Source organism: Flammeovirga sp. AWQ4_249, assembly GCF_056161045.1.
This window is the reverse complement of sequence record NZ_JBSWYJ010000014.1, coordinates 62084-74333: the sequence shown is the minus strand read 5'-3', so window position 1 is coordinate 74333 and position 12250 is coordinate 62084. Positions and strand designations below refer to the sequence as shown.

Below are 12250 nucleotides of genomic sequence, written 5' to 3'. Positions count from 1 at the left end.
TTCACCTTAAACGTAAAACCTAATACTATAAAAGATTGAAGATTAATCTCATGAAAAAATATATATTAGGATTTGCTATAATAAGTGTGCTACTCTCTTCATTTTCAGTAAATGATAAGAAAGACAAGTTATTAGCCAAGCAATCATCAACAGACATTTTATTTCAGGCTTCCAATATTTCTATGGAAAAAGAAAACAGCTTAGACCCTGAAAATAAATTCCATAACGGTGTAAAAGAAGTAATTGTTGGGATTGACAAATTAATTTTAACTGTAAATGGTCAAGAGGTCATTTTTAGAGCCACAAGTGGGAGTCAAGTTGATTTATTATCATTTACCTCAAAAGACACTTTAATTTGGACTAACGAAACCTTACCTATAGGTAATCTAGAAGATGAAGGTCAAGTTATTTTAAGTCAAAACTCAGCTTCTAATAAAGTTATTGAAGCTGATGGGACAGAAAAACCATTATTTGTAGGACAGACTTCATTTGATTTTATTCTTGATGAAACATCAGAAACTGAAATTGAAGAAGGAGATAAATATGTAATTTATATTGATGTTGCTAACAGTTTACGTTTAGAAGAAAACTCAAACAAAACGTTTTATCAGTTACAACAAGGTACAGAAGATACAGAAGAAGCTGGAACAATCTATTTAGAAAGAATTTCAGAAAGTCAAGAATAAATAATTGATTTCGTACATATAAATTCCGTTTTTGATTTCATTTTCAAACAAGAATCATTAACAGTTAAAAACTAAATATTGGAACTTTTCATTCTAATTTAGTGTCATCTTAGAAGAGCAATTGTATTTTAGTTTTGACCTAATTTTAATGATTCATGAAATCAAAAAAACAAAATCAATCGGCATTAGAAATTAAACATGAAAATGGGAAGGTGTTTGTTTATGAAAATAACCAAGTAATAAAATCTTTCCGAAATGAGTTAATGGCTGTTGGCTTTATTAATAGAATGAAGTTTGAAAAAATAGCCTTAAAATAAGAATAAAAAAATCCTCATTATCAACTAAATGGTAATGAGGATTTTTTATATGAATAAGAAAGTGTTTAAATCACTCCTAGTTCTTTTCCTACTTCAGTAAAGGCTTTTACTGCTTTTTCTAAGTGAGCACGAGTATGTGCTGCAGAAAGTTGAACTCTAATTCTTGCTTGTTCTTTTGGAACTACTGGGAAGAAGAAACCAATTACATAGATACCTCTTTCTAATAATTTCTCAGCAAAACGTTGAGATAATTCAGCATTGTAAAGCATTACAGCACAGATTGCAGATTCTGTTGGTTTGATATCAAATCCTGCAGCCAACATTTCTTTTTTGAAGTAAGCTGTGTTTTCGTGAAGACGTACAGACAATTCATCTGTTGTATCCATCATCTCAAACATTTCTACACCTGCTGCTGCAATCGATGGAGGAATTGAGTTCGAGAATAAATAAGGTCTTGAACGTTGACGTAGCATTTCAATAACTTCTTTTTTACCCGTTGTGAAACCACCGATAGCACCACCAAAGGCTTTACCCAATGTACCCGTAATGATGTCAACTTTACCTCTGATATCGAAATGTTCTGTAACACCACGACCCGTCTTACCTACAACACCTGCTGAGTGACATTCGTCTACCATGACTAAAGCATCATACTTTTCTGCTAATTCAACGATCTTATCCATCGGTGCCACGTGACCATCCATAGAGAATACACCGTCAGTCACAATAATACGATAACGTTGCTCTTGCGCTGCAATTAATTGTTGTTCTAAATCAGCCATATCAGCAGTAGCATAACGGAAACGTTTTGCTTTACATAAACGAACACCATCGATGATTGAGGCATGGTTTAATGTATCTGAAATAATAGCATCTTCAGCTGTCAATAATGGTTCGAAAACACCTCCATTAGCATCAAAACATGCCGCGTATAAGATAGTATCTTCTGTTCCAAAGAAGTCTGCAATCTTTTGTTCTAATTTTTTGTGTAAGTCAGTAGCACCACAAATAAAACGAACGGAAGACATTCCAAAACCATGTGAATCCATTGAATCTTTAGCCGCTTTGATCAATCTAGGATGGTTTGATAATCCTAAGTAGTTGTTTGCACAAAAGTTCAATACAGTTTGTCCTGTATTCAATGTAATTTCAGCATCTTGAGGAGAAGTGATGATTCTTTCGTTTTTATAAAGACCATCTGCTTCAATTTGTTTTAAGTCTTCTTTCAGACTTTCATATATTTTTTTGCTCATTATTTCTTTTTTATAAGATTAATAGATCGTTTATGGGGATTAGTCCCAATTCAATATCACTTTACCACAATTTCCAGTTTCCATGATATCAAAACCTTTTTGGAAATCATCAATTCCAAATCGGTGAGTGATAATTGGTGCGATATCTAACCCAGAAAGTAACATCTGTTCCATTTGGTACCATGTTTCATACATTTCACGACCGTAAATACCTTTTAGAGTAAGTCCTCGGAAGATAATTTTATTCCAGTCTACTTGAGCAGATTGTGGTAAAATACCTAGTAAAGAAACTTTACCAGAATTATACATATTATCGATCAATTGATTAAATGCGATAGGCGAACCCGAACATTCTAAACCAATATCAAAACCACTCATTCCTAACTCATGCATTACCTCTTTAAGGTCTTCTTTTGCAGGGTTCACAACTCTTGTTGCCCCCATTTTCTTTGCTAATTCTGCACGATATTCATTCATCTCAGTAGCTACAATATGACGAGCTCCTGCAAATTTAGCCACTTGAATTGCCATACTACCAATTAGTCCTGAACCTGTAATCAATACATCTTCAGCGATTAATGGAAATGATAAAGCAGTATGGGTAGCATTACCTAGAGGATCCATGATAGATACAATCTCATCAGGAATTTTCTCATTGATTTTCATCACATTGGATGCTGGTACTTTTACATATTCGGCAAAAGAACCATCTGTATTCACTCCGATGCCAATTGTTTTTTCACAAATATGTTGTCTACCTCTTCTACAGTTACGACAACGATTACAAGCGATATGACCTTCTCCAGTTACTCTATCACCTTCTTTGAAGGCTTTCACTTCACTACCATAAGCGGCAACATGACCTACATATTCATGTCCAATAGTTTGTCCTACGCGAACAGTTTGTTGGGCCCATGCATCCCATAAGTAAATATGTAAATCGGTACCACAGATTGATGATTTTGATACTTTGATAAGGACATCATTGGGTCCTACTTCAGGAATGGCAACATCTTCCATCCATAAGCCTTTTTCAGCTTTAGACTTTACAAGTGCTTTCATTGTTTATATCTTAAAAATATTTATGGTAGTATGTATTTATATGCTTTTATTGAAATAAAATATTCTTTTCATTTCGGTTTCAAAATTATCATTTTTCCGCTGATAAACTAAATGATTCTCAACCATTAAGATTAATTAATTTATAAAATATAATTAGTGATTCTTTTTATCAAATAAAGACAACTCAGGAATTGTAAAAGAAAATTTTATAAAACCATTTCTTTGCTAACATTTCATTCTGCAAAATTTCCGCATTAGCAAAACAAAATTTTAGTCTACTTTTTATGAGATTTCATTCATATTATTTTTAAAATAAAGCAAAAATCATCTTTGAACAATAGATTATTCTAAAATAGACGTGACAACTTAATATTAACACAAAAAAACACCTCGCTGATAATATCAACGAGGTGCCTCATGAACTTAACTCTCTCAATTTTTTTTCACTTAAATAACTAAGCGCATTCATCTAACTTCTAACATATTATACTCTATTAAATTATTTTTGTTTCAATTTAAACAATGTAAATTGTTACGAATTGTAAATACCTAGAATTGGGTATTTCTTTGTTTTTTTTCAATTTTCATTTAAAAAAAACTTGAAGAACTTTTATTTTTAGATAGATAATCATTAATTGCGGTGTATCCATCTTATAAATTTTTACCCAATGCTCTTTACCAAAGCTTTAAATTACATCAAACAAAATGTCAATCCAGAAAAAGATTGGAAGGTATATCCTACTTTAGTTTACGATAGTGTGAACATAAATGCACCTACTAAAAATTCTGAGTATTCAATAATTATTAGAAAAAATTGTGGTGAAATAGTCTTGAATCAAAATTTAATCGGAGATCATAAAATAAACTTTTCTCAATGGGAGAAAGGAGTATATAAGATAACCGTTAAATTCGATGAAGGTGAATTCATGTCTAAACTTTTATTTTACCCTCGTTTTTAAGTATCATCAGTGTTAGGTGAAATGTTAAATATTAAACTTAAGTTGTATGATTCTTGTATTACGTAATATTTCTTAATTACATTTGTATTATATCTAACTATTAGTTGTACTAACTAATTTAATAAACTTAATTTTACCTATGAAATCATTATTCATCACTTTATTTTTCGTATTTCTTTACGCTTCTGCTAATGCACAAGGATTGAATATCCAGGCTAGTATTGCATCTCAACAAGGGAAAACACCTCTTGAATTATTCAAGGAAAAGAAGAAAGAGAAAAAGGCTAAAAGTTCAAAAGAGAACAAATCCACCAATTATCAGGATATAAAAATCAAAAGAGACGAAGAATAAAAAAAGAGCTTCAATGAATTTACGATTCGTTGAAGCTCTTTTTTGTTTTTTACTTTAGTTTATACAGCTTCTAAAGCTTGTTTGATATCCCAAATGATATCATCATGATTTTCTACACCTATAGATAATCGCACAAGGCTTTCTAAGATTCCGAATTCTACTTTCTCTTGTTCATCAATACCAATATGCGTCATAGAAGCTGGATGTTGTGCAAGGCTTTCTGTACTACCTAAACTAACTGCCAACTTAATTAACTTAAGGTGATTTAAAAAACGGAAAGCTTCTTTTTCTCCTCCTTTAATATCAAACGAGACCATAGCTCCTGGTGAACTATATTGTTTTTTATAGAGATTATATTCATCTGTACCCTCAGGAATGCATCCCAGATAATGTACTTTCGCTACTTTTGGGTGGTCTTTTAAAAAGTTAGCTACTTGAATAGCATTACGCATTTGTGCTTCCATACGGATCTTTAGTGTTTCCAAAGAACGTAGCATCAGCCAAGCTGTATGTGGAGATACCATATTCCCCAAAAATGTTCTAAGGGTTTTAACACGTTGCATTACTTGTTGATTTCCTAAAACTGCACCTGCAATGAGGTCACTATGTCCACCAATATATTTTGTCGCAGAATACATAACAATATCAGCACCAAGCGTCAATGGTTGTGACCAAATTGGCCCCATATACGTATTGTCTACTGCCACAAATACCTTTTGTTCCTCTTTTCCTTTATTATAATGAGCAGCTATTTCAGAACATAATGTAATGTCAAAAAGATCATTTGTAGGGTTTGCAGGAGTTTCTAAGTAGATCAAAGCTAATCGGTCACTCATTCCCGAATCTTCAATCATTTTCATAAGATCCTCTTTCTTATGTTCAGGTCGAATAGCTATACTTTCTACCCCAATTTTTTTCAATAGGTCATGAATAAAGTGATCTGTTCCTCCATACGTTGGCGTACTGTATAGCAAAAGATCTCCTGGCTTTAAAAATTCCAATAAAACGGAACTTATAGCACTCATTCCACTTTCAAAAACGGCACAATCTTCCGCTTTATCCCAAAGACAAAGACGATCTTCCAAAATTTCTAGATTGGGATTATTAATTCTACTGTAAATAAGCCCAAGGTTTTCATCCTGTCCTTTTTCTCTTAATCCATAGGCTACCTCAAAAAATGCCTTTCCTTCTTCTGCAGTCTGAAATACGAAAGTAGACGTTTGAAAAATTGGTGTCTTTACTGCACCTTCTGATAGTTCCGGTTTGTATCCATGTGTCATCATTAATGACTCGGGGTGATACTTATGTGACATAGTTTAGTATTAGATGTGTTTATATGTATTTTTTACGCAAATTAATTTTAATTAGGGAATAAATACGATTTTGAAAGATTTTTTTTGGAGTGTTAGCTATTTTTTTTGAATCATATATTTTGATACACTTAAAAATTTGAATAAAATTTAGAAGAATAAATCACATCCTATAACATCAAACATACTAAACTTAAGGATAAAGAAGTGAAAACCTTAAGAATTCATTATCAATCAATAAGATTAAAATAAATATTCTTATAACATTATGTATTCGTTTAAGCTAATTTGATCAAAGTAATTTTCGAAGTAATACACACAACTCTTTAGCTTATTCTTTTTCAGATAATTATATTCATTTTCATAGAATAAATAGTATATTGCTCATGTAAGTTTTTGTTGTCATTTTCAATATTTGACCTAACAAAGGGAAGAAAACGTCAGAAACTTTTAGAAAAAGTCAAACACAGCAAAATGTGGTTGGCACTATAGAATCGTAATTTACTTGGGATATTAACCGTATCCCCCAATTAATAATGAGTCCCCTTTCTGTTGCTAACAGATTGGGGAATTTTTATTTTTTAAGACCTATTTCTTGTACGTTTATAACAATTTGAACTTTATAATATAACTATTTTAATAAAGTGTCATTTTGCCTTTTAATTTTTTGTTTCTAAAATTTTGAACATGCACATTTGAGTATCAACAAAGAAAAAACATCAACCACAGCGTTGATTACAAGATATTTAGTTGGAAGTTTGTTTGTTAGTTTAGTTTATAGAATGAAAAGGACACGTATATTACGGAGTCCTTTTTTGTTTTTAATGTGTTGGATTATTGTCAGTTTTCATCTTCTTAAACAAAAGAAGAAAACAACCATAAAAGATTGTTTTCTTTCTTCATAAAATGATTTACATCAAATTATAAGATGCTCCTATAGAGAAATTATTTAATGTATCACTACCATCAGCATTACTATAATACAGTGGTTCGTACCTACCTATTATTGACAAACGTTGGTTAAACTTATATCCAATTCCATACATTAATGATAGATTTCCTTCTGAAATTGACTCTTTATCATTATTCACCTTTAAGGTGATAATGAATTATTATAAAAGATTCCTGCTTGAAAAATAAAACTGTTAGGTTTATCATACTTTACACCTGTCCCTATCGCAAAATTATTTATGTATGCTTCAATATCATTTACACCATAATTCCCTAAATTAGAGAGCGTAGAGTTACTAAACCAATATGAACCTTCAAAAAAACAATAAAAGTCCTTATGTACTCTCAAATCTATGGAAGTCCGAATATTTGGCCCTGATTTTAAAGATATCTCTTGTGGAATCATAATCCCTCCCCCCAATTCGATTTTAAAAGGTGTGTCTTGTGCATGAACAGAAATGAAAGACAAAAAATAGATTAAAGGAATTAAGAATAAAAACTTTAGCATTGTTGTCAAATTAATAGTTTAATTTAAGTAGAATAACAAATGAAATACATTTTATAAAATTGTTAAAGTATTTTATAATTTATTGCTAACGACAATTTACATTTAAAAAAAATAACGACAACCTTTTCAGATTGTCGTTATGATTTTGGTTCTTTTTTTTGCTTTAAGCACTAAAAAGAAAAACCTAGACCAATATTAAATAGGTTATAATACGATGAACCCATTTTAAGAGCAAAGTTGCCTTTTGTGAAATATACATCCGCTCCAATATCGAAGTATACATCGCTATACGTTTCATCATAATAACCTGAATGGAATTCTTCAGTTAGAAAACCCGCTTTTGGAGCAATGTACCAGTGACTATTAGGGTTATTCTTATTCAAAATGATAGCATAACCAAGGTGAAATCCAATACATTTATCATTATAGTCATCATACTTTTGACCACCATAACTTACATCGATCATGAAGTTCTTCAAACCAACTGTAAATTCAACACCATTATATACATTACCCAATGTAGTATAACCAACTGTTACCGTGCTCAGTTTGCTTTTATTTGGTTTTGTCATAGTGTCTTGAGCATTTACACTCAAAGTAAATAAAGAGATTAGGGTTAACAGAAATAAGTTTTTCATTGTAAGTAAATTTGCTTTATTTATTTAGATTTAACGATAATGATTCTACTATTATAATATCACACAGAATTCAAAAAAGTATTGTACACGTACAAGAAATGATTATAATAAACATTAGATAATAGAATCGATTAATAAAGTTCAAAGAAAGTAGAAACTCATTAAGGTTTCTAATTTTTAATGTTAACACTAATCAACGTGTTTTATATAAATTAAAAAAATGATACCACTATTTATTCTATTTATAATTGGGGAAAAATTTAGAATAATAGTGATATCATTTTATCTAGAAGTAAATCTCTTTACTTCGATTCAATGAACTTATAAAGTTCAGCTTCCGGATCTTCTTCTTCTTTTTTAATGACTTTCTGAGTTTCAATTTCTCTTTGATAAATGAGTTTTTCATCAAGTGCCCAGATAGTTTTGTTGTTTTTAAGATTCATCAATTGATAAATCTCTTTGTTGTTTTTGGTCATCGCAATATGTTGAATCACAAATTGACCCTTCGTTTTAAAAACTTGCACTGTATCACCTATGTGTACTTGTGCTAATGAAGTCGAAGCAAATAATAATAAAAAAGGTAGTAATTTCATATAACATAAAATACAAGAATTAAACCTTTTGTAGATTATATTGCATTTTTTATAGACGGTTTATAAATGTTCCCTCTCTATCTTATTGGTTTTCTGATTCTTATTTTTTATTAATAATTAATTTTCACCACTCTAATTCCTTTAGAAGGTTCAAAATTAGTTTTGTGCTTTTTACCTACAGCATTTAAATAAGCTTCTCTTTTGAAAACATCATGATAGGGAAATGTAACACCATACAATTCTAAGTTTTGAATGATTTCTTTTGCCTTTTCATAAGGTACTTGATCTACTTTAAAGACGATTACTTTATCTCTTGGTAATAATTTCCAGCCTCTTTGCTCTACCTCCTCAATTTTAATTTCATATAAAGTATCTCTTTTATGTGTATTCGAATTTATAATTTCAATAGCCTGAAATTGTTCAGTATTTGCTTTTTCTGATGAAGGAGAACATGCCATCAAACAGCATATAAAAAGAAGAGTATAAATAGTGTATTTCATGGGTATTTTTTTAATCAATATACTTAATATTCTGAGGTGTATCAAAACGTTTGAATTTAAGACTTAAGAATACTCAATGTTATATGACTAGAAGATAATTTTTTGTAAAAAAAAGGTTTCTACTTTTGTGAAGCAGAAACCTAATTTGAGCGTTACTTTTCTAGTTAGCTATTTAATAATTTTCTCAGTACTAGCATGTGATTTAATGGTATACCATTTTCAACCATTTTCTCACTATAGTTTTTAGTATAAAAATCTCTTTTGACTTCAAATATTTCAAAGCCAACTTTCTGATAGATATAAAGTTGCCTAAATGCAGCATTAGATGTGCCAATCAAAATATATTTAAATCCACGTCTCGTGGCCTGATCTATTGCGTTTAATAACATTCTTTGTCCTATCCCTTCTCCTTGACACTTTTTGGAAACAGCGATATTTTTAATTTCGATAGATTCTTCATCAAACATTTGTAGTGCATATACACCCAGTGTTTCGTTTTCTCTTTGGTAAATGTAAATCTCTGAATCGTGAATGTACTTGTCTATTGCCTCGACAGTTTCGTCGGCCAATAACAGAAGGTCATAGGGTAATTTACTTCCTTCTTGAATTAAACGAATTTTGTCAGTTTTCTCTAAAGTTAAATTCATTAAAATTTTTCGTTTAGGTTATAAAAATTAACTTTCAAATATAACCATCAACAACGTTCAAGAACAATAACAAAAATCAGAGTTTACTATTTTTTTTGTGAAATTATGTTAGAATTAGAGAAGATTCTAAGTTAGAATGGTACTAATAGTAGTCGTCGATAAAAGTGAAACTACTTCCGTAGTTAGCTTTTTGATGAATGAGTTTTTTTATAAATTCATAATGAGTATTAGTGAAATTTTCATTTGAGAACTGAATATATCTGCCCTGTGCATGTATACTAAATGTGTCACTATTTTGATAGATAGAAAGTTGATAATAAGGTATTAGCCATTGATATATTTGCAACTTTACATTAATATAAACGATAATACCTTCTTTCCTTATTTCAATATTTGCATTGTCGAGGACAGTTTTCTCAGTCGTTAAAAAATTAATAGATAAGTTCGATTCGTTGATATAAAAACAGTTCGAAGTTACCCCTTTTAATTTTAAAATATCATACAGTGATAGAGGTTTCCCTACTATTGATTTCTTCTTTTTTCTGTAGCCTTTTGGTGTTCCAAAAGTAGTTTCAACAATCATCTTATAATTTTAATGGTACAAATTAGAAACAGATTGACCCTTGAAATTGTTTACCCCACTTTTTTTTCTACAAATCCTACAATTAACTTTCATTATTCAGAAGTAAGTAGGGAACCACCAAACTTAGTTGTACAAAAAATATAAAGGCACTGACTTTCAATCTAAAAGAATGAATCAATGCTTTGAATTACTACTTTAATCTATACGAATATGAAATGCTACTACCTTTCTCACAAAAGAATACTTTATACGTATTACATATTTTAAAGGAATCAATCATAACACATTGAATTCTCTAATTTTATTTATCTAACAAAATCTATTCTACCATGAAACACTTCATTTTATCAATCCTTATTTTACTTACTTCTTTATTTGTAACAGTTGCACTGTATGCGGATAATGTTGAAACCGCATTTGATTTAGAAATCCTTGATTTATATAAAAATGATAGACTAAAAAATTAATAGTCCTGATTTATCACTATTTCTATACTAAACTCTATTTCAAATGACTAAAATTAACAATGACATCGAACAAAAAGCGATGGATTATATCCGTTATGTAATCAACGAAGATCGCGTCCTAATTTTATCTTCCTCAGACATTGCTAAATCATTAAATATTTCTATAGAGCAGTTGGATGAAGTTTGTAGGAAGTACGGAGTTCTTCGTAAAGAAGAAATACGTCATAGTTTTAAAAGGCTAGACAAAAGACCTCCAAAACTTGCTTAGGATTTGTTTACAGGATTTAAGTAAACGAAAGTTAAATGTAAAAATAGACTAATTGGTAATAGCTCATCTTTGAAATATCAGAAGAAAATAGATTTCAAATACCAATAGCCATAAACTAAAATAAATAATTGGGGGCACTTTAGGGTGTCTCCTCTTAAAGCAATTCAAGAAATGATAAGCGAGAAATAAAAAGGATGATTAGCATACTTACTTAAATACGAAAGACATTCTGTTCGTTTTTACCGGTGAGCACTAATGATGATAATTATTGTTTGAAAGCAAAATAACACAATTCAGACGAAAGGTAGAAGTTTATAATTTCTACCTTTTTTGATATGCATCCGATTGAGATCAGTATTAATATAGACCAAAGGGTGGAACTATTTGAAAGAAGGTTAATAAGTAAATGATGGAAAGTGTAATTAAATTTATTAATACCCAATCCTTTTTATAATGAATAAAGATTTTCTTGCATAGAAAATAGGATAAAGTAAGTAATACTATCATGAAAACTGATTCATAGTATATCATAAAGTTACTAGCCTTTGTACCTGATCCATGAAAAATAAAAACAAGTACTACAGAAATTATTTTTTGCAAAAAATAAAAAAGAACACCTGAAATAACAGATAAAAAAAGTTTGAGATTGTATGTCAAGTTTAGCATGCTTATAGTTTTTTTCCTTGATTTAGAAACGCTTCAATCTCCTTTCTTTTTCGTTTGAGGCGATCTTCTTTTTCTTTCATTTTATCACTCTTGCCAGTAATCTCAGGGCCCTTCGTTGTCTCCTCATAATCAATATGATCTTGTTCTTCCCATTTTACCCAACCATTATGGGATTTATAACCTTTGACACCTCTAGCAACACGTCTAAGATTATACTTATTTAAAGAAGGGTATTTTGCCAACATTTCATTGATGGTTATATTTCTTTCAATACCATGTTCATCATGTTTTAATGTATATTGCTTATTCCCCATTTCTTTCATTGTTAACTAAGAACATTAAGCAAGTTAAAAGATTAATTGAAGATTCAAAGTTCTATTTTTGGGAAAAAAAAAGAAGTAACCACAATCTGTAGTTACTTCATATAAAATACTTAATTTAATGTAGACATGTTATTATCCTCTTAGCGTCTACACCCTTTTTTATTCAC

17 protein-coding genes are annotated in these 12250 nt (G+C 30.2%); 6 read left to right on the top strand and 11 right to left on the bottom strand.

The genetic code is table 11. From position 1 onward, the window contains the following. Positions 1 to 50 precede the first annotated feature (50 nt). Together ACXAHM_RS12570 and ACXAHM_RS12565 are read left to right on the top strand one after the other, a co-directional pair. Positions 51 to 686: a hypothetical protein gene (locus ACXAHM_RS12570; RefSeq protein WP_474960794.1), complete on the top strand. Its 636-nt coding sequence runs from the start codon at positions 51 to 53 to the stop codon at positions 684 to 686. A 155-nt stretch (positions 687 to 841) separates the two neighbouring features. Beyond that, entirely contained in the window at positions 842 to 1003 is a 162-nt protein-coding gene (locus ACXAHM_RS12565; protein ID WP_474960793.1) for a hypothetical protein, read from the top strand. 65 nt (positions 1004 to 1068) lie between these two features. On the opposite strand, the gene kbl is transcribed toward ACXAHM_RS12565, so the two are convergent. Together kbl and tdh are read right to left on the bottom strand one after the other, a co-directional pair. Beyond that, positions 1069 to 2256, bottom strand: coding sequence for a glycine C-acetyltransferase (kbl, locus tag ACXAHM_RS12560; RefSeq protein WP_474960792.1), 1188 nt, complete (start codon positions 2254 to 2256; stop codon positions 1069 to 1071). A gap of 39 nt (positions 2257 to 2295) precedes the next feature. Then, the gene (tdh, locus tag ACXAHM_RS12555) at positions 2296 to 3318 is read right to left on the bottom strand and encodes an L-threonine 3-dehydrogenase (RefSeq protein ID WP_474960791.1); all 1023 of its coding nucleotides are present in this window, start codon (positions 3316 to 3318) and stop codon (positions 2296 to 2298) included. A 668-nt stretch (positions 3319 to 3986) separates the two neighbouring features. On the opposite strand from tdh, the gene ACXAHM_RS12550 reads away from it, so the two are divergent. Beyond that, complete coding sequence (locus ACXAHM_RS12550) at positions 3987 to 4277, top strand: T9SS type A sorting domain-containing protein (RefSeq protein WP_474960790.1); 291 nt, start codon at positions 3987 to 3989, stop codon at positions 4275 to 4277. Between the two features lie 139 nt (positions 4278 to 4416). After that, positions 4417 to 4629: a hypothetical protein gene (locus ACXAHM_RS12545; protein WP_474960789.1), complete on the top strand. Its 213-nt coding sequence runs from the start codon at positions 4417 to 4419 to the stop codon at positions 4627 to 4629. A gap of 59 nt (positions 4630 to 4688) precedes the next feature. On the opposite strand, the gene ACXAHM_RS12540 is transcribed toward ACXAHM_RS12545, so the two are convergent. The 8 genes from ACXAHM_RS12540 to ACXAHM_RS12505 all read right to left on the bottom strand — a co-directional run bounded on the left by ACXAHM_RS12540 (position 4689) and on the right by ACXAHM_RS12505 (position 10359). After that, positions 4689 to 5942 carry a cystathionine gamma-synthase family protein gene (locus ACXAHM_RS12540; protein ID WP_474960788.1) on the bottom strand — a complete coding sequence of 418 codons (1254 nt, stop codon included), beginning with the start codon at positions 5940 to 5942 and terminating at the stop codon, positions 4689 to 4691. A gap of 908 nt (positions 5943 to 6850) precedes the next feature. Then, the gene (locus tag ACXAHM_RS12535; RefSeq protein WP_474960787.1) at positions 6851 to 7030 is read right to left on the bottom strand and encodes a hypothetical protein; all 180 of its coding nucleotides are present in this window, start codon (positions 7028 to 7030) and stop codon (positions 6851 to 6853) included. Positions 7031 to 7032: 2 nt separating this feature from the next. Beyond that, positions 7033 to 7398, bottom strand: coding sequence for a hypothetical protein (locus ACXAHM_RS12530; RefSeq protein ID WP_474960786.1), 366 nt, complete (start codon positions 7396 to 7398; stop codon positions 7033 to 7035). 170 nt (positions 7399 to 7568) lie between these two features. Next, on the bottom strand, positions 7569 to 8036 hold the full coding sequence (locus ACXAHM_RS12525; RefSeq protein WP_474960785.1) for a hypothetical protein: 468 nt from the start codon (positions 8034 to 8036) through the stop codon (positions 7569 to 7571). 302 nt (positions 8037 to 8338) lie between these two features. Further along, positions 8339 to 8629: a hypothetical protein gene (locus ACXAHM_RS12520; RefSeq protein ID WP_474960784.1), complete on the bottom strand. Its 291-nt coding sequence runs from the start codon at positions 8627 to 8629 to the stop codon at positions 8339 to 8341. Positions 8630 to 8739: 110 nt separating this feature from the next. Next, complete coding sequence (locus ACXAHM_RS12515) at positions 8740 to 9129, bottom strand: hypothetical protein (protein WP_474960783.1); 390 nt, start codon at positions 9127 to 9129, stop codon at positions 8740 to 8742. A gap of 164 nt (positions 9130 to 9293) precedes the next feature. After that, positions 9294 to 9776 carry a GNAT family N-acetyltransferase gene (locus ACXAHM_RS12510; protein ID WP_474960782.1) on the bottom strand — a complete coding sequence of 161 codons (483 nt, stop codon included), beginning with the start codon at positions 9774 to 9776 and terminating at the stop codon, positions 9294 to 9296. 142 nt (positions 9777 to 9918) lie between these two features. Then, entirely contained in the window at positions 9919 to 10359 is a 441-nt protein-coding gene (locus ACXAHM_RS12505; RefSeq protein WP_474960781.1) for a hypothetical protein, read from the bottom strand. Between the two features lie 329 nt (positions 10360 to 10688). On the opposite strand from ACXAHM_RS12505, the gene ACXAHM_RS12500 reads away from it, so the two are divergent. After that, the gene (locus tag ACXAHM_RS12500; RefSeq protein ID WP_474960780.1) at positions 10689 to 10826 is read left to right on the top strand and encodes a hypothetical protein; all 138 of its coding nucleotides are present in this window, start codon (positions 10689 to 10691) and stop codon (positions 10824 to 10826) included. A 43-nt stretch (positions 10827 to 10869) separates the two neighbouring features. Continuing rightward, positions 10870 to 11094: a hypothetical protein gene (locus ACXAHM_RS12495; RefSeq protein WP_474960779.1), complete on the top strand. Its 225-nt coding sequence runs from the start codon at positions 10870 to 10872 to the stop codon at positions 11092 to 11094. A 668-nt stretch (positions 11095 to 11762) separates the two neighbouring features. Here ACXAHM_RS12495 and ACXAHM_RS12490 read toward each other — a convergent pair. Next, positions 11763 to 12074, bottom strand: coding sequence for a hypothetical protein (locus tag ACXAHM_RS12490; RefSeq protein ID WP_474960778.1), 312 nt, complete (start codon positions 12072 to 12074; stop codon positions 11763 to 11765). Positions 12075 to 12250 lie beyond the last annotated feature (176 nt).